The organism is Glutamicibacter sp. ZJUTW, from assembly GCF_008370855.1.
Lineage (GTDB): Bacteria > Actinomycetota > Actinomycetes > Actinomycetales > Micrococcaceae > Glutamicibacter > Glutamicibacter nicotianae.
This window is the reverse complement of record NZ_CP043624.1, coordinates 1,654,771-1,671,935: the sequence shown is the minus strand read 5'-3', so window position 1 is coordinate 1,671,935 and position 17,165 is coordinate 1,654,771. Positions and strand designations below refer to the sequence as shown.

The 17,165-nt window shown below is 61.5% G+C and carries 18 protein-coding genes; 9 read left to right on the top strand and 9 right to left on the bottom strand.

Going from position 1 to position 17,165, the window contains the following annotated elements; genetic code table 11:
- Positions 1 to 75 precede the first annotated feature (75 nt).
- From msrA to epsC, 3 genes are all read left to right on the top strand, one after another.
- Positions 76 to 603, top strand: coding sequence for a peptide-methionine (S)-S-oxide reductase MsrA (msrA, locus tag F0M17_RS07865; RefSeq protein ID WP_038990965.1), 528 nt, complete (start codon positions 76 to 78; stop codon positions 601 to 603).
- Between the two features lie 128 nt (positions 604 to 731).
- A complete protein-coding gene (gene cysK, locus F0M17_RS07860) occupies positions 732 to 1,667 on the top strand; it encodes a cysteine synthase A (protein ID WP_038990964.1) in 936 nt (311 codons plus the stop codon).
- A 142-nt stretch (positions 1,668 to 1,809) separates the two neighbouring features.
- Complete coding sequence (gene epsC / locus F0M17_RS07855) at positions 1,810 to 2,394, top strand: serine O-acetyltransferase EpsC (protein ID WP_073706300.1); 585 nt, start codon at positions 1,810 to 1,812, stop codon at positions 2,392 to 2,394.
- 174 nt (positions 2,395 to 2,568) lie between these two features.
- Here the strand turns inward: epsC and F0M17_RS07850 are convergent, their stop codons facing one another.
- Positions 2,569 to 3,849 (bottom strand): dicarboxylate/amino acid:cation symporter, encoded by a 1,281-nt coding sequence (locus F0M17_RS07850; protein ID WP_149596865.1) that lies wholly within the window; start codon positions 3,847 to 3,849, stop codon positions 2,569 to 2,571.
- Between the two features lie 296 nt (positions 3,850 to 4,145).
- Positions 4,146 to 4,700 (bottom strand): hypothetical protein, encoded by a 555-nt coding sequence (locus F0M17_RS07845; protein ID WP_149596864.1) that lies wholly within the window; start codon positions 4,698 to 4,700, stop codon positions 4,146 to 4,148.
- A 131-nt stretch (positions 4,701 to 4,831) separates the two neighbouring features.
- On the opposite strand from F0M17_RS07845, the gene F0M17_RS07840 reads away from it, so the two are divergent.
- Together F0M17_RS07840 and F0M17_RS07835 are read left to right on the top strand one after the other, a co-directional pair.
- Positions 4,832 to 7,093, top strand: coding sequence for an excinuclease ABC subunit UvrA (locus F0M17_RS07840; RefSeq protein ID WP_149596863.1), 2,262 nt, complete (start codon positions 4,832 to 4,834; stop codon positions 7,091 to 7,093).
- 2 nt (positions 7,094 to 7,095) lie between these two features.
- Positions 7,096 to 7,596, top strand: a complete 501-nt coding sequence (locus F0M17_RS07835) for a GNAT family N-acetyltransferase (RefSeq protein ID WP_149596862.1) — start codon at positions 7,096 to 7,098, stop codon at positions 7,594 to 7,596.
- Here F0M17_RS07835 and F0M17_RS07830 read toward each other — a convergent pair whose 3' ends face one another.
- The 3 genes from F0M17_RS07830 to F0M17_RS07820 are packed head-to-tail and all read right to left on the bottom strand — an operon-like array spanning position 7,597 to position 9,637.
- Complete coding sequence (locus F0M17_RS07830) at positions 7,597 to 8,130, bottom strand: hypothetical protein (protein ID WP_149596861.1); 534 nt, start codon at positions 8,128 to 8,130, stop codon at positions 7,597 to 7,599.
- Between the two features lie 52 nt (positions 8,131 to 8,182).
- A complete protein-coding gene (locus F0M17_RS07825) occupies positions 8,183 to 9,193 on the bottom strand; it encodes an NADP-dependent oxidoreductase (RefSeq protein WP_149596860.1) in 1,011 nt (336 codons plus the stop codon).
- Positions 9,194 to 9,244: 51 nt separating this feature from the next.
- Positions 9,245 to 9,637: a DUF1304 domain-containing protein gene (locus F0M17_RS07820; protein ID WP_149596859.1), complete on the bottom strand. Its 393-nt coding sequence runs from the start codon at positions 9,635 to 9,637 to the stop codon at positions 9,245 to 9,247.
- A 92-nt stretch (positions 9,638 to 9,729) separates the two neighbouring features.
- Between F0M17_RS07820 and F0M17_RS07815 the strand changes: the two genes are divergently transcribed.
- Together F0M17_RS07815 and F0M17_RS07810 are read left to right on the top strand one after the other, a co-directional pair.
- Positions 9,730 to 10,308, top strand: a complete 579-nt coding sequence (locus F0M17_RS07815) for a TetR/AcrR family transcriptional regulator (protein ID WP_121867813.1) — start codon at positions 9,730 to 9,732, stop codon at positions 10,306 to 10,308.
- 96 nt (positions 10,309 to 10,404) lie between these two features.
- Entirely contained in the window at positions 10,405 to 10,923 is a 519-nt protein-coding gene (locus F0M17_RS07810; RefSeq protein ID WP_149596858.1) for a DinB family protein, read from the top strand.
- 153 nt (positions 10,924 to 11,076) lie between these two features.
- Here the strand turns inward: F0M17_RS07810 and gndA are convergent, their stop codons facing one another.
- Positions 11,077 to 12,516 (bottom strand): NADP-dependent phosphogluconate dehydrogenase, encoded by a 1,440-nt coding sequence (gene gndA, locus F0M17_RS07805; protein WP_038990948.1) that lies wholly within the window; start codon positions 12,514 to 12,516, stop codon positions 11,077 to 11,079.
- Positions 12,517 to 12,725: 209 nt separating this feature from the next.
- On the opposite strand from gndA, the gene F0M17_RS07800 reads away from it, so the two are divergent.
- Positions 12,726 to 13,460 carry a FadR/GntR family transcriptional regulator gene (locus F0M17_RS07800; protein ID WP_038990947.1) on the top strand — a complete coding sequence of 245 codons (735 nt, stop codon included), beginning with the start codon at positions 12,726 to 12,728 and terminating at the stop codon, positions 13,458 to 13,460.
- An 89-nt stretch (positions 13,461 to 13,549) separates the two neighbouring features.
- On the opposite strand, the gene F0M17_RS07795 is transcribed toward F0M17_RS07800, so the two are convergent.
- Both F0M17_RS07795 and F0M17_RS07790 read right to left on the bottom strand, forming a co-directional pair.
- The gene (locus F0M17_RS07795; protein WP_149596857.1) at positions 13,550 to 14,965 is read right to left on the bottom strand and encodes a GntP family permease; all 1,416 of its coding nucleotides are present in this window, start codon (positions 14,963 to 14,965) and stop codon (positions 13,550 to 13,552) included.
- Between the two features lie 52 nt (positions 14,966 to 15,017).
- Complete coding sequence (locus F0M17_RS07790) at positions 15,018 to 15,551, bottom strand: gluconokinase (protein ID WP_121866770.1); 534 nt, start codon at positions 15,549 to 15,551, stop codon at positions 15,018 to 15,020.
- A 320-nt stretch (positions 15,552 to 15,871) separates the two neighbouring features.
- Here F0M17_RS07790 and F0M17_RS07785 point away from each other — a divergent pair, with 320 nt between their 5' ends.
- Positions 15,872 to 16,132: a GlsB/YeaQ/YmgE family stress response membrane protein gene (locus tag F0M17_RS07785; RefSeq protein ID WP_066138115.1), complete on the top strand. Its 261-nt coding sequence runs from the start codon at positions 15,872 to 15,874 to the stop codon at positions 16,130 to 16,132.
- A gap of 92 nt (positions 16,133 to 16,224) precedes the next feature.
- Here the strand turns inward: F0M17_RS07785 and F0M17_RS07780 are convergent, their stop codons facing one another.
- Positions 16,225 to 17,157, bottom strand: a complete 933-nt coding sequence (locus F0M17_RS07780; protein WP_149596856.1) for a zeta toxin family protein — start codon at positions 17,155 to 17,157, stop codon at positions 16,225 to 16,227.
- Positions 17,158 to 17,165 lie beyond the last annotated feature (8 nt).

Genomic DNA, 17,165 nt, shown 5'->3' with positions numbered 1-17,165 from the left:
ATGAACTGTGTGAGTATTCTCAGCCTTCAGTCACCTCATCAATTCACCCCGACCCTGGATGTCCAGGACACCAAGTTGAGCACCTTCGTGCTAGCTGGCGGTTGCTTCTGGTGCTTGGATGCCGTGTACCAGCGAACGCGTGGCGTCTACGCGGTAATTTCCGGATATATCGGCGGCCACACCAAGGATCCGAACTACCGCGAAGTCTGCAGCGGCACCACCGGGCATGCCGAAGGAGTCGCGGTGATCTTCGATCCGCAAGTGGTTCCGGCCGACGTCATCCTGGACATGTTCTTCACCGTGCACGACCCGACCACGCTGAACCGCCAGGGCTACGATGTTGGAACCCAGTACCGCTCGGCGATGTTCCCGCTCGACGATGCACAGCGCGAACTTTTCGAGGCCGCCATCGACAAGTTCTCGCGTGTATACCCCAATCCGATCGTCACCACGCTGGAAGAGTCGAAAGATTTCTATCCTGCCGAGCAAATTCACCAGGATTATTACTCCGAAAACCAAGAAGTCGGATATTGCCGGGTGATTATCGATCCAAAGCTCGCAAAAGTCAGGAAATATTACGCTCAATGGCTAAACGAAGCCTAGCCGCGCTTTAGGCCTATTAGGGTTAGTTGTGAACCCGATGGGTGTCCGGCGGTTACGCCAGATTCCAGCAGTTATTTCGCCGCAACTATCTGCGGCTGCATAAAGTACACGTAAGGATTGCATACAAGATGGGCAAGATCTACAACAACGTCACCGAAGTCGTCGGCAACACTCCGCTGGTAAACCTGAATCGCGTCGGCGAGGGCCTGCCAGGCAACATTGCCGTGAAGCTGGAATTCTACAACCCGGCCAACTCCGTCAAGGACCGCATCGGCGTGGCCATCGTTGATGCAGCCGAGGCATCGGGCGCGTTGAAGCCAGGTGGCACCATTGTCGAGGGCACGTCCGGCAACACCGGCATCGCGCTGGCCATGGTTGGCGCGGCTCGCGGCTACAAGGTCGTGTTGACCATGCCTGAGACCATGTCCACCGAGCGCCGCGTCATGCTGCGCGCTTTCGGTGCCGAGATCGTGCTGACTCCGGGCGCCGATGGCATGCGCGGCGCCGTGGAGAAGGCCAAGGAGATCGTTGCGACCTCCGATAACGCCATCTGGGCGCAGCAGTTCGCCAACACCGCGAACCCGCAGGTGCACGCAGACACTACCGGTCCGGAAATCTGGGCCGATACCGAAGGCAAGGTCGATATCCTGGTTGCCGGCATCGGTACCGGTGGAACGATCACCGGCGCAGGCCGCTACCTGAAGGAAAAGAATCCGAACCTGAAGATCGTGGCAGTGGAGCCGAAGGATTCCCCAATCCTCAATGGCGGAAAGCCGGGCCCGCACAAGATCCAGGGCTTGGGCGCGAACTTCATCCCAGAGGTGCTCGATACCGAACTGTACGACGAAGTCCTGGATGCCAGCATCGAGGATTCGGTGTCGACCGCTCGCGCGCTGGGCGTCAAGGAAGGCATCCTCGGCGGCATCTCCGCTGGTGCAGCCGTATGGGGCGCCGTGCAGGTCGCCGCACGCGAGGAAAATGCAGGCAAGCAGATCGTTGCGATCATCCCCGACTTCGGTGAGCGCTACATCTCCACGCTGCTCTTCGATGACATCCGCGGCTAAGTAGATTTGCAGAAGCAGAATAAATCGGCGTGAGCCACCGTTGGGTCTATTGAGAGACCTTTATCGGTGCAGCTCGCGCCGATTTGCTGTGTGACATCTGCGGATTGTCCCGCAGCGAACCGCAACCATTAAGGTATTATTCATGAGTTTTATCTCCCGCCTGCGTGAGGATTTGGCTAACGCACGCCAGCACGATCCGGCAGCGCGAAGCGATCCCGAAAACTTCTTCGTGTATTCCGGGCTGCACGCCATCTGGATGCACCGGCTGGCCCACAAGATGTGGCAGAACCCGGCACTGAAATGGCCAGCGCGTTTGCTATCCCAGGCAAACCGCGCACTGACCGGCATCGAGATCCATCCCGGCGCGATCATCGGCCGCCGCTTCTTCATCGACCACGGCATGGGCATCGTCATCGGAGAGACCGCCGAAATCGGCGACGACGTGATGCTGTACCACGGGGTGACCCTCGGCGGCCGGTCGCTGGCCAAGGTCAAGCGCCACCCGACCATCGGGGACCGCGTGGTCATCGGCGCCGGAGCCAAGGTCCTGGGCCCGATCGTGATCGGCGCCGACTCGGCGATCGGCGCGAACGCCGTTGTCGTCAAGGATGCCCCGGCAGGATCGATCGTCACCGGAATCCCTGCGCAGAACCGTCCGCGCCGGCCTGAAGAGCACAAGCCGGCGGTGGACCCGGCCGAGTACATCGACCCGGCCATGTGGATCTAGGACTTCTGCTTCCACTGCAGCGATAAACCCGCCCAGCGTCCGAACCGTTCAGGTTCTGCCGCTGGGCGGGTTTCTTCGTGGTCCGGCTCGCTTGCCGGCAGAACAAAGCATCGATGCCCGGTACCTGCGAGTCTGGTACCGGGCATCGATGCTTATGCTTGCGTGGCAAGCGGGTTAGGCCAGCTTGTGCTCCCCCGATTCGGTGCCATCTGCGAGTTCGACGATTTCGTCCTCGGGATCCTGCGGCTGGGTGCCGAGCTTGCCTCGGGTCAGCTTGTGCATGATCATGGCCAGCGCGCCGTCACCGGTCACGTTGGTTGCGGTGCCGAAGCTATCCAGTGCAATGTAGGCCGCGAACATCAGGCCGACCTCGACCTCGCCGAAGCCGAGCATCTGGGAGAGCAGGCCAGCAGCGGCCGCAATAGCGCCGCCAGGCACGCCTGGGGCGGCGATCATCATGACGCCCAGCATCAGGATGAACGGGAGGTAGGCGCCGAAGGACACGTCGCCGCCGGTCAGCAAGAGCACGGCGATGGAGAAGCAGGTGATCTTGACCATCGAGCCGGACAAATGGATCGTGGCGCACAGCGGGATCACGAAGCCGGCCACGGCGTCGGCCACGCCATTCTTCTTGGCCGATTCCAGCGTCACCGGAATGGTTGCGGCCGACGACGAGGTGCCCAATGCGGTGAAGTACGCATTGCGCATGCCCCACAGGGCGGCCAGCGGGTTGCGCTTGTTCATCGCGCCAGCGATCGTGTACTGCACCAGCAGGACCACCAGGGTGAGCACGAAGGAAATCACTGCAACGAAGAGGAACTTCTGCACCACGATAACGGCGTCACCGGCAGCGGACAGGTCCAGGAAGATGCCGAAGATGAACAGCGGCAGCGCCGGAACGATCACGCGGCGGATGACCATTTCGATGATGCTGCGGAATTCCACCGCACCACGGAAGATCACGGTGGAGCGGAAGGCAGTCAGCCCCAGGCCCAGCATGAATGCCAGCACCAGTGCGGTCATGACGCCCATCAGCGGAGTCAGCACGATTTCAGTTGCGGAATCTCCCGCCTCGCCGACCAGGGAGAAGTACGGCTCGAAACCGGATCCTTCGCCTGCACCAACTTCTTCGACGCCGCCACCGGACAGCGACTTGGTGAACAGCCAGCGGCTGACGAAGTAGGCAAGCAGGCCTGCGGCCAAGGTCGAGGCGTACGCAATGACTGCGGTGATGCCCAACCACTTGCCGGCGCCCTTGCCAAGCTCAGCGATTGCCGGCGCGACCAAGCCGAAGATGATCAAAGGCACGATGAAGCCAAGGAATCCGGAGAAGATCGAGTTGTAGGTCAGGAATACGCTTCCCAACCAGACCGGCATGACCGGGCCAAGCAGGATGCCCAGCACGATGGCAACGAGCACCCAGCCAAGCAGTGGGATAGATTTCAGCAGCTTCATGAAAGTCCTTATAAACGGTTAGGGATCGGAGCGCCCTGCGCGACGGCCACAGGTGTGTCGTGGCGCACGCCTCAATCATGATAGACGTAATTTCCATTACACCGAAATCCTGTGATTGGCTTAAGTGTTACGGAAATTCGCGCTTCTGCCGAATAATTCCCGCCTGAAATCGCAAGGACTCCCATTGAATTCGATTGCTGGGGTATCGACCGTTCCCCAGATGAATATTCAGCGATTCAGCGGCTGAGGGCGTCTGGCCACAATTAAGCGGCATGGTGCTGGTGTGACGTCGTGGACTACTCGAAGCTTGCTTCAACCACGCCTTGTTCATGGCCCTGCCCGACAACCTGGTTTTGCACCCGCAGGTTCAGCACGGTCCCGTCTTCGGCATTTTCATAGCTCACGAACACCGACCCTGCTCCGGCGTCGTTGCTGGTTTGCGACCAATTTGGTCCACCTGCCGCCGAATGCTCGGTCAAGGACGCGACCACTTGGGCGGTGGCCAACTGCTTCATTTGAGCTTCATTCCCGTTGCCCCAGGCAACGACCAGCGCGTCGGCATACTCGGTGGCGTTTGACGGCAGCTTGCCCAGCTCCTGTCCCCCGATCGTTTCCGTTTGCTCCGATTCCTCATCGGCCGACGTGCTTGAAGCTGCAGGCTCTGTCGGCTCGGACGAGGATTCGGTCGGGGATGCGGTTGCGGAGGCGGATTGCGTCGGGCTGGCTCCAGGATCCGTGGACGCTTCGCTTGGTGCGCCGCCGGAGGTGCTGCCGCACCCGGCGAGCGCGAGGCAGCCGGCCAGTGCTGCGACCGAGCTGAGCTTGAGTAGTTTCCGAGGTGCATCCGGCATGGCATTCTCCGCTCTCGACGAGGAATCGGCGATTCCCTGGTAATTCGATCCTCCACCGGAGGGGGCGGCAATTGCAAGCAGGCAAGCCCGGGCGAGGTGCTGGTGTGCTCATTTGTCAGTAGGCTTGGGTCATGAGCCAGCACCCTGCCGATAGCCATGACACGATCCGAGTACGCCAAGCACGGGAAAACAACCTGCGGGGCGTCGACGTCGATATTCCCAAACGCCGCATCACCGCCTTTACCGGCGTATCAGGATCAGGCAAGTCCTCGCTGGTGTTCGGCACGATTGCCGCCGAGTCCCAGCGGCTGATCAACGAAACGTACACGACCTTCATCCAGAGCTTCATGCCATCGATGCCCCGGCCTGATGTAGAGGTGCTGGAGGATCTGTCCACGGCCATCGTGGTCGACCAGGAACGCATGGGCGCGAATTCGCGTTCTACCGTGGGCACGGCTACCGATGCCTATTCGCTATTGCGCGTGCTGTATTCGCGGTACTCCACCCCGAGCGCCGGCGGCGCGGGCGCGTACTCGTTTAATCTTGGCCAGGGCGCGTGCCCGGTATGCGAGGGTTTCGGCACCGAGGCGAGCATCGACCTTGATGAACTGCTGGATTGGGACAAGACGCTGAACGAGGGAGCCATCAAGGCGCCCAACTTCGCCCCGGGCGCCTGGCTGTGGCAGACGCTGACCGCCGGCACGCAGCCAGACCTGGACGTGAAGCTCAGGGACATGCCCAAGGCCATGCTGGACCGCATGCTCTATGAGGAAGCGGGCAAGGTCAAGCTCAACGGCGCAAACATGAGCTACTCCGGGTTGATCACGCGCATCAAGAGCAATTACATCCATTCGGGCAGGGAAATCAAGCAAGCCCATATCCGCGAGTGGATCGATCGGATCTCCACGACCGCCCCATGCTCCGCCTGCGACGGTTCCCGGCTCGGGCCGGCGGCCCGCGAGTCGAAGATCAATTCCCTGGGGATCGCAGACATGACCGCAATGCAGGTGTCCGAGCTGCTCGACGCGCTGGATCAGATCCAGATCGCGGATGCGGCACCGCTGATCACCAATTTGAAGGCCGTGCTCGAATCCATGGTGGATCTGGGACTGGGGTACCTTTCGCTGGACCGCCCGGCTGGCACCCTCTCCGGCGGCGAAGCCCAGCGCGTGAAGATGATCCGGCATCTTGGATCAGCGCTCAGCGATGTCACCTACGTCTTCGACGAGCCCACCGTGGGGTTGCATCCCCATGACATCCAGCGGATGAACGGGTTGCTGGCCGGCCTGCGCGACAAGGGCAATACCGTGCTGGTAGTGGAGCACAAGCCAGAGGTCATCGGCATCGCCGACCACGTCATCGATCTGGGCCCCGGTGCCGGCACCCATGGCGGCACCATTTGCTACAGCGGGGCCGTCAATGGCCTGCTCGCCAGCGATACGCTCACCGGGAAGCATTTCACGACGCGTGCCGCCCTCAATACCACCCCGCGCAAGGCCACTGGTGCGATGGAAGTGCGTGGCGCCTCCCTGCACAACCTGAAGAATCTTTCCGTGGATATTCCCACCGGCGTGATGTGCGCGATCACCGGCGTTGCGGGTTCGGGCAAGTCCACGCTGATCCACTCGACGATCGCCAAGCGCGAGGATGTTGCCGTGGTGGACCAAACTGCGATCCGCGGATCGCGGCGTTCGAACCCGGCCACCTATACCGGGATCATGGATCCGATCCGTGCAGCCTTCGCGAAGGCCAACGGTGTGAAGCCTGCCCTGTTCAGCTCCAATTCGACCGGCGCCTGCCCTGCTTGCAGCGGCGTCGGGTTCACCTACACGGATTTGGCGTCCATGGCCGGAGTCGCCCTGCCGTGCGAACAGTGCCGCGGCAAGCGGTATACAGCTGAAGTGCTGGAATACACCTTGGACGGCTTGAACATCGCCGACGTCCTGGACTTGACCATGGAAGAAGCCTTGGAGCAGCTGAAGGTGCCCAAGGCCAAGGCCATGCTGGAACGGCTGAACCAGGTGGGCCTGGGCTACCTGAAACTGGGCCAGCGGCTGAATACGCTCTCCGGCGGCGAACGGCAGCGCATCAAGCTGGCCATCAACCTGGGCCAGGGCGCCGGCACCTACATCCTGGATGAGCCAACCACCGGGTTGCATATTGCCGACGTGCAGAACCTATTGCGGCTTCTCGACGAGATGGTCGACGAAGGCAATACCGTCATTGTCATCGAGCATCACCTGGCAGTCGTCGCGCACAGCGACTGGGTCATTGACCTGGGCCCCGGGGCAGGCCACCAAGGCGGAAGCATCGTCTTCGAAGGGACCCCTGCGGATCTTGCCGCCTCGGGCACGCTGACCGGCGAACACCTCGCCGCCTACGTCAAGGGATAGGCGTGGCGCAGAAACTCAGGAAACCTCTGCCGGCCGACGCGCAGGAGCTGGCCCGGCTGCATGTCGAGTGCTGGAAGGAAACCTACACGCATCTGCTGCCCGAAGGGTTCTTCGGCTCCGCGCACGATGAGCAGCGCCTGGCCATGTGGACCAGGGTGCTGGATGATCCGAAACCGCTGTTCCGGATCTGCGTCGCTGAGAACGAGGACGGGAAGCTTGTCGGCTTCGCACTTTCGGCTCCGCCCACGGGAAATACCGAAGGTCTGCGCGAAGACGTGGCTCGGCAGCTGTACAACCTGTATGTGCTGCAGGCCTTCCATGGGGATGGCACAGGGCAGGCGCTGCTGGATGCAGTGCTGGGCGATGAACCGGCGGTGCTCTGGGTGGCTGCCCAGAATCCGCGGGCCATCAGGTTCTATGAACGCAACGGCTTCGCCTTCGACGGCACCACCGAGGATGACCCGTCCGCCCCGGAAATCACCGACGCGAGGATGCTGCGGTAGCTAGCCGTCGGCAAGAATCCTCAGGATGTCCGGGTCCGTTCGGGTGCCCAGTTTCGCATCGATCTTCGAGACCAACTGCGCTTGGCGACGCAGCGAGTCGAATTCGGCATGCGAATCGGCGTCCTTCCGAATTCCTGTGGAGTCTCGCGCACGGAATTTATCCAGTGCCAGCTGCTTTACCGCATCACGGATCAGGGCCAAGTCCTCGGGCTGCACCGTCCAGCTATCCTTGTGCTCGCGCATCCAGGATCTGCGCTGCGCGTCGTCCAGGCCTTCGGGCGGCTGGCCTGCGCCCTGCAGATGCTCGAGCATCGACGTGCCGACGTTCTGCTCGGCGATGTCCTGGGACAAGCACCGGTCAATGGCGTATTGGACGCGAAGCCACCATTGACCGGCGGTATCCACTTTCGAGCGCAGCCGCAGCGTTCGCATGGCCAGGACTACGCCTGCGCCCGCGATGAGTACTGTTAGCAGCGGGACGAGCGCGAGCACGATTCCCAGCCCAGTGCCCCAGCCGCCACCATATCCGTTCATGCTCCGATCCTAGATTGGGCTTCGGACCGGAGCAATCGCCAGGTGGCCGAGGCTAGATGCGCACGAGCATCTTGCCGGTATTTGCGCCGCGCATCATGCCCAGGAAGGCGTCCACGGTATTCTCGATGCCGTCAACAATTGTCTCGTCGTAGGCGATCTTGCCTTCGGAGAACCATTGGCCCATGCGCTCGCCGAATTCCGGGGCGAGATCAAGGTAGCTGGAGAGGGTGAATCCCTGCAGTTTCAGTCCGCGGGTGATCAGGTTGGACATGTTCTGCGGTCCCGGTGCCGGCTCGGTGGTGTTGTAGCTGGCGATGGCGCCGCACAGGGCTGCGCGTCCGCCATCGTTGAAAGCTGCCAGGGCAGCTTCGAGGTGATCCCCGCCCACGTTGTCGAAGAAGACATCGATGCCTTCCGGTGCTGCTGCCGCCAGCTGGCCGTGCACGTCGCCATCCTTGTAGTTGAAGGCTGCATCGTAGCCGTACTTGCTGGTCAGCAGTTCAACCTTCTCGGCGCTGCCGGCCGAACCGATGACGCGCTTGGCTCCCATGAGCTTGGCGATCTGCCCGGCAGCAGTGCCCACTGCACCTGCGGCGCCGGAGACGAAGACGGTCTCCCCCTCGGCAAGATTCGCGACGGCGCTCAGCCCCACATAGGCGGTCAGACCCGTCATGCCCAGGATGTGCAGGCGCAGCGATGACGATACCCCGGGCAGATCAGGCGCCGGCTTGAAGCTGGACGAACCGGCTTGCACGGTGTCCGACCAGCCCAGCTGGTGCTGGACCAGGGTGCCTGCCGGGAAGGCCGCGTCAGCGGTCTCGATGACCCGGCCGATCGCTCCGCCGAGGATCTGCTCGCCGATCTGGAATGGAGGGATGTAGGAGCGGGTGTCGTTCATGCGTCCGCGCATGTACGGGTCCACGGAAATGAACTCGTTGCGCACCCGGATTTCCCCGGTTTCCAGCTCCGGCAGTTCAACGGTCTGCACGGTGAAGTTCTCCTGGGTCGGCCAACCGGAAGGGCGGGAAGCGAGCAGGATCTGCGTGCTGGTTGCTTTGGTCATGGTTACCAGTTCTTTCAAGTCTCGGTAGCGTGTGGAATTCTCGGTGTCTTGCTAGTTGCCCAGCATCAGGCCAAGGATCAGCAGCGCGATGGCCAGCAATGGCAAAATCCCTTGCTTGATGGCGAGCTTCGCTTTGCCGGGGCTGCACAGTGCCAGGACCAGCGCGGCGGCCAGCATCGAGCCGGTTCCGGCGAAGACCAAGGTAGCGCCCACGGCCAGATGGCCCAGGCCCGAAACGATCACGCCTGCAATTGAGGCTACGGCCAGGAAGAGGTTGTAGAACCCCTGGTTGAAGGCCATCTCCCGCGTCGCTTCGGCTTCGGCCTCGCTGGTCTTGAACACCGAACGGGTCTTCGCGGTGGTCCACGTCAGGGACTCCATCGAGAAGATGTAGATGTGCAGCAGGGCAGCTGCGGTTGCGAGGATCTGCGCGGCGATGATCATGATGCGTCCTTGGTGTGCGGGGAACAACTATTCTGTAACGACCATTTCAATATATACTGGAATGGTCGTTACGAAAAGAGGAGATGGGTGTGATGGCGCGAACATCCGCATTCGATAAGGAAAAAGTCATCCAGAGTGCCCGATCGGTCTTCTGGTCACGGGGTTTCGAGGCCACGTCCATTCCCGAGCTTGAAAACGCTACCGGCCTGAGCCGCTCCAGCATCTACAACTCGTTCGGCTCCAAGCGCGGCCTCTTCGACGCAGCGGTGGACAGCTACCTCAATGAGATCGTGCGCCCGCGATTGCGTCCACTGCTCCAGGATCCCGTACCGGCCCACGCGCTGGAAGACTACCTGCGCGGACTTGCCGCCGCCTTCGCGAAACCCGAATCCCTGCCGGCAGCCCATGGCTGCCTGCTGATCAACACCGCCAGCGCACCGATTGCCGCCGAAAACGACGTCGCTGCCATCATTTCCGCCTACCGCGAAGAACTCGATGGCGCCGTGGGCCGCGGATTGAAGGCAGTTCGCCCTGAGCTCTCCTCCGAACGCCATGCCCTGCTCAGCGATACCATTACCGGGCTCGTGGTGGCGGCCTTCGCCCTGGTGCGCATCTCCCCCGGCGAAGCAGTCCGCTTGCTGCAGTGCGCGGAGAACCTGCTGGAGGACTAGCAGCACATCTTCCTAGACGGTGCCGCTGCGCGAAGACGGGTATACCATGGAATCCCGGCAACGGGCTCGGGATTTCCTTGCACGGAGCGATGACCGATGGACCAGGTTCGAGAACAAATTGCCGCCAGCTACCGGCGTGATGCCGCTGCCTTGGCTGGCTTCTTGTCTGGCGCCGATCGCAGCTCGTTGGCCAAGCACAGCGAAGGCACCCGCTGGAGCAACGAGCAGCTGCTCTTCCATATGGTCTTCGGCTACATGGTGGTCCGCGCGCTCATCCCGCTGGTGCACCTGCTGATCAAATGCCCGCCGTGGATCCGTTCGGCCTTCTGCGCGGTGCTCAATTCCGGCACGCGGCTGTTCCACCCGGTGAATTACCTCGGATCCTGCGCGGCGGCTACGGTCTACAACCATCGCCGCATGCGCACACGGCTGGAGCGGACCCAAGCAGCGATCCTGGCCAAGCTGGCAACAGAAGACATCGCGGACCTGCAGCGCTGCGTCGACTTCCCGCGCCGGTGGGATCCGTTTTTCCATGAGCGCATGAGCTTGGCCGACGTCTATGCCTATCCCAGCTTGCACTTCGCTTTCCATGCCAGACAGCTGTCGCTGCCCTGAAGCCGAACCGGTACGCGACGGACAAGTGCCCGCACTACGTCGCGATCAGCGCCTGTGTGGAATACATTCCGGTGATCCATGATCATTCGAGCGCAAAAATGGCCTGCCCGAACTCCAGCGAGCTCGGGCAGGCCATTGAAGGGCATCCCGGTATTAGTGGGTATCCTCGGCTGCGATTTCGGTACGGTCACCGCTCCACTGCGTGTGGAAGGTGCCTTCCTTATCGGTGCGGCGGTAGGTATGCGCGCCGAAGTAGTCGCGCAGGCCCTGGGTCAGGGCTGCTGGCAGGCGGTCGCGGCGCAAGCCATCGTAGTAGGCCAGCGACGAGGAGAACACCGGCGCAGGGATGCCCAGCTGGACAGCAACGGAAACCACGCGGCGCCATGCTGGAACTGCCTTGTTGATGGCTTCGGCGAATGCCGGAGCGAACAGCAGGTTCGAAGGCTTCTCGCCGGCCGAGTAGGCAGCGGTGATGTCCTTGAGCAGGGCCGCACGGATGATGCAGCCCTCGCGCCACAGGCCGGCGATCTCATCGAGCTTCAGCTCCCAGTTGTATTCACCGGCAGCCGAGGTGAGCATGTCGATGCCCTGGGCGTAGGAAACCAGCTTCGAGGCGAACAGCGCCTGTCGCACATCCTCGACGAAGTTCTCCGGCAGTGCGACCTCGGCGGTTTCGCCGGTCAGCACCTGCTGGCCCACAGCGCGGATATCGCGCTGCGAGGACAGCGAGCGGGCGAAGACCGATTCGGCAATGGCCGAAACTGGCGAGCCCATGTCCAGGCCGGACTGCACGGTCCAGCGGCCGGTGCCCTTCTGCCCTGCGGAGTCCTGGATGACATCGACCAGCGGCTTGCCGGTGGAAGCATCGACGTGGCCCAATACTTCGGCGGTGATCTCGATCAGGAAGCTGGACAGCTCGCCCTGGTTCCACTCGTTGAAGATCTCTGCCTGCTTGGCCGGCTCGATGCCTGCGGCGTTGCGCATCAGGTCGTAGGCTTCGCCGATGACCTGCATGTCGGCGTATTCGATGCCGTTGTGGACCATCTTCACGAAGTGGCCGGCACCGTCGGTGGAGATCCAGGCGCAGCATGGTGCACCGTCGTCGGCCTTCGCGGAGATCTTCTCCAGCATCGGGCCCAGCGACTTGTAGGATTCGGCGGAACCGCCTGGCATGATCGATGGGCCCAGCAGCGCGCCCTCCTCGCCGCCGGAAACGCCGATGCCCACGAAGTGCAGGCCTTTCTCGGCCAGGGAGGCTTCGCGGCGGCGGGTGTCGGTATAGTGCGAGTTGCCGGCGTCGATGACCACGTCGCCCTCTTCAAGCAGCGGCACCAGCTGGTCGATGACCGAGTCCACCGGAGAGCCGGCCTTGACCATGATCAGCACGCGGCGCGGGGTTTCGAGGTTTGCGACCAGTTCTTCCAGGCTTTCGGTGCGAATGAAATCGCCTTCATCGCCATGCGCTTCGAGCAGCGCGTCGGTCTTGCCGACCGAGCGGTTGTGCAGGGCGACGGTGTATCCGTTGCGAGCGAAGTTGCGGGCCAGGTTTGCGCCCATGACGGCCAGACCTGTGACACCAATCTGTGCAGGCATAAAAATAAGTCTCCATCGATTACGGGGAGTTGAACCGCCAAGCAGAGACCGGATGAGTCACGATCCCTGTTCACGGCCACGTGACCATTCCATCCTACAAGGGCGGGGGCCGTGATTTACAGCGGATCGCAAAAGTTAAAGCATATATATTTCGGCGGTCGACTCGCCTTAGTCTGATTTGACGCAGGCCATTGGCTAAACTGAACCCCATGGCAACAAGTCTGCACGCTCATGTGGTTGAGCACCTCGGCTCCCGCATTATCAGCGGGCAAATTCCGCGCGGCTCCATTATCCTCGCCGCCGACCTGGAACAGAAGCTGCAGGTCTCGCGCTCGGTGATCCGTGAAGCCATCCGGGTCCTGGCTCAATGCGGCCTAGTCAACAGCACCAAGCGGGTAGGTATTCGAGTGCTCGGCGCCGAGAGCTGGAACCCCTACGACGATCATGTCATCCGCTGGCGGCTGGCCAGCGATCAGAAGGGCGCGCAGCTGCGCTCACTGACCGAACTGCGCATTTCCGTCGAGCCGATGGCCGCGGAACTGGCGGCCGAGTTCGCCCCCGAAGCGATGCGCAAGGAGCTGATGATGCTCTCCGCGCAGATGAACCATTACGGACGCCAAGGCGATTTGCGGCGATTCCTGGAGCTGGATATCCGATTCCATGCGGTGGTGCTGGCCGCCTCGGGCAACGAGATGTTCGCGAACCTCTCCACCCCGATCGGCGCGATCCTGCGTGGCCGCACCGAACTGGGCCTGATGCCCGAGCGCCCCCACGAAGAAGCACTGCTCTGGCACCAGTCAGTCGCCGATGCGATCTCCAATTCGGATGCCGCCAGCGCGCGGAAGAACATGGAAAGCATCATGCGCCGGACGCACAACGAAATCTGCAGCCTCTGGGACGGAGCACCGCGCTTGTTCGTGGATCCGGCCAAGAGCTCCCAGTAGCCGGGCTCCCCCGCATCGCACGAAGAATCTGCCGGGGCAGCGATCTGCATCGCTGCCCCGGCAGATTCTTGGCGTAGTCCGGGCTCGCTTTAGGCCAGTGCGGTCGCCAGGCCGTAGAGCACCATGACGCAGGCGAAGCCGACCACCGAAACCAGCGCCTGGCCAACAGTCCACACCTTCAAGGTCGTGGGCACATCGAGATCCAGGAAGCGCGAGATCAGCCAGAAGCCCGAATCGTTGACGTGACCGGCGAAGACCGAGCCCGCAGCCAGGGCCAGCACCATGGCAGCGATCTGGAAGGCGCTCAGCGAGGAATCGGCCAGTACCGCAGGCTGGACGATGGCGGCCGCCGTAGTCAGCGCCACCGTGGCCGAACCCTGGGCCAGGCGGACGATGGCAGCAATCAGGAAGCCGGCGACGATCAGCGGCATGCCCACCGATTCAAGCGAGCTGGCGATGGCGTTGCCGATGCCGCTGGCCCGCAGCACGCCGCCGAACATGCCGCCTGCACCGGTGATCAGGATAATCGAGCAGACCGGGCCCAGCGCCGAGTCCACCACGGTCTCGGTCAGCGTCTTGTCCTTGCCCTTGCGGAAACCGAGCAGGAAGATACCCAGCAGCACGGTGATGAGCAGGGCCACCGGGGTCTCGCCGAGCAAGCGCAACCAGCGCACCCATGCGGTTTCCGGATCCACGATGCCGGCGGTGCCGAGCATGTTCAGCCCGGTGTTCATGAAGATCAGCAGCAACGGAAGGAGCAACAGGCTGAACACCGTGCCCACCGACGGCGAGGACTTGAATTCGTCCTTCGATGCCCCATTGCCCAGGGCCGCATCCAGGATATTCGGGACCGGGATGTCGAACTTCTTGCCGACAAGCTTTCCGAACAGATGGCCGGCAACGAACCAGGTGGGAATTGCGACGACCAGACCGAGCACCAGCACGAGCCCGACGTTGGCTTCCAGCAGGCCGGACGCGGCCACTGGCCCCGGGTGGGGCGGCACGAATACGTGCATCACCGAGAATGCGGTGGCCGAGGGGATTGCGTAGAACAGCAGCGAACCGCCCAGGCGGCGGGCCACAGTGAAGATGATCGGCAGCATGACTACCAGTCCGGCATCAAAGAAGATCGGGAAGCCGAAGAGCAGCGAGGCCACCGACAAGGCCAGTGGCGCGCGCTTCTCGCCGAACTTGGAGATCAGCCAGCTGGTCATCACATCGGCACCGCCGCTGGTTTCCAGCATGCGTCCGAGCATGGCACCCAGGCCGACCAGCAGTGCCACGCTCGCCAAAGTCGATCCGAAGCCGCCGGTCAGTGTCGTGATGACCGATTCAGCGGGGATGCCCGACGCTACGGCGGTCAGCAAGCTGGTGAGAACTAGTGCGAGGAACGCATGGACGCGGAAGCGGATGATCAGCACCAACAGCAGCGCTACCGCGGCGACCGCCAGTAGCAGCAGGCCGGGCGTGCCCAGCGTCCAGTTCAGTTCAAGTTCGTTTGTCATTGTCTTCCTTGATCAATGGGAGGCCTTTGCCTTGGGGGTTTGCGGATCGACGTCAGCGCGCCGCACGAGGAGCGTTCGGCGAAGTGAGCTTTGCGGCCAATTGGCTGACGATCTCCTCTGGGCTATCGGCAATATCGGCACTGAGCACCGGTTCGTCCGGGTCCGGTACTTCGAGTGTGGCCAGCTGGCTGTCGAGCAGGCTGGCCGGCATGTACTCGTGCGAACGCGCAGTCATCCGATCCCGAATCAAGTTCGGGCCACCGGCCAGGTGGATGAAAACCGTCGCCGGTGCCAGGCGCCTGATGAGATCCCGGTAGCTTCGCTTGAGTGCGGAGCAGGCGATCACCAGCGGCGCCTGGCGCTGATTGCTTTGCGCCAGCTTCGTTCCAATCAGTTCCAGCCATGGCTCGCGATCTGCGTCATCCAGCGACTGGCCAGCAGCCATTTTTTCCTTATTGGCCTTGGGATGCAAGCTGTCGCCATCGATGAATTCATGCTCCAGCCGGTCGGCGAGCAGTTGGCCGATGGTGGTTTTGCCGCTGCCCGAAACACCCATCACCACAATGGGCGGGACTTGCTGATTCATGCATTCACTCCGTTGCGTGCAAACTAATATATGACTTATGGATTCTCGTGTTCCATAAAATATGATTTAACTAGACTAGAAGTGAGCTGGGCTACTGTCAACAAATGTCGCGGAGAATTTGCTTGGTCCACGCAAAAACACAGGTCAACGAACATATTCCCCGCAGAGCACGCCAATCCTTCAACCAATACTTGAAGCAAGTCTATTAAAACCCTGAATTTCGCTGCGATTTTCGTAGATCACCTGCTCAAACCCATGTATTGTCTCGTTTTAAGTGGATCGAACCCGACCACTACACAGTCTGACCATTGGAGCGAATCATGGGATTCATTGGATGGATCGTATTGGGCTTGATTGCCGGAGCGATCGCAAAGGCCATTCTGCCCGGCAAGCAAGGTGGCGGCTGGATCGCTACCCTCATTCTCGGCGTCGTAGGCGCTCTGCTAGGCGGATGGATCGGAAGCGCAGTCTTCGGCGAGGGCGTGGATGAGTTCTTCTCCATCTCAAGCTGGCTTCTTGCCATTGGTGGGGCCCTCATCGTGCTAGTCATTTGGGGCTTCATCACCAAGCGACGGGCTTAACGCGCTTTCCGCGGGGCACTTGTCCTCCGGATATAGATTTCCCGCCGGGTAACAGTTCTCGCTATTACCCGGCGGGATTTCTTTTGTCTTCGCTATTTCACCCGCACTAACAGAGCCCCAACGGATTCTCTGCGCAATTCGAGACGCAGGATACACCCATCCGAGTCCATTGCCGCTTCAGGTGCCGTATGGAACACCTTATAGCTGAGTACCGATGGGCAGTTCCGCGCGAATATCTGGGCAACGACGGCTGGCCGGGATCGATGGCCCGGAGCGTCGAAAACCATCTCGGTAAATTCTTCGGGGACCCAGCGCGCACCAAGGTAGTCGTCGCCGTCCAGGGAAGTTTCCTGTTGCTTCTGCCAACGTTCAACAATCCGTTCTTCTGAGACATCCTGCGGCGCGTAAGCCTCTACGACTTGAATTTCGTATCCGGCTTCCTGCAGTTGGGCAGCCAGCTTCTGCGCCGACTCTTCAGATGCGAGGACCTTGTCAATGACGACGTTCAGTCCTCGCGCTAGGCATGCAGCACGTAGTTTTTCACTAAGCATGGATGATTCCTCATGCACCAGGCTCGCCATGTCCATAGGGAAGAACTGCTCACCGAGTTCTTCTCGCTTCCTCACTTCAGGAGGCTTGAAAAAGCTATCGTAGGTGCCATCTTCTAGCGCTTCCCGCATCAACTTCTTCTTGAACTTGTCCGCATCGATTACTACATAGTCGTTTTCATGCCCTCCGAGCAGGTCTCGCAACAGACTGCTCTTGCCGGCTCCCGGAGCCCCTGCAAGTACGATGGCTTGACGCTCGGCTTTGGCGTTGCCCGATACTCGCAGTTCTTCGTCGACCAGCCGCCGATGCAACAGATCACGCTCCCCGATGGCCTTCCACGTGTCCGGAGCCACTTCTTCGAACCAGTCAATATTGCGCACGGAGATGAACGGTGAATCGTTAGCCAGCACTTCGCCGGGCTCATTGAGCTGAGCGATAGTCTTCAGGTGCTCGCTGATTTCTAACTTATCTGCCATATTCGAAT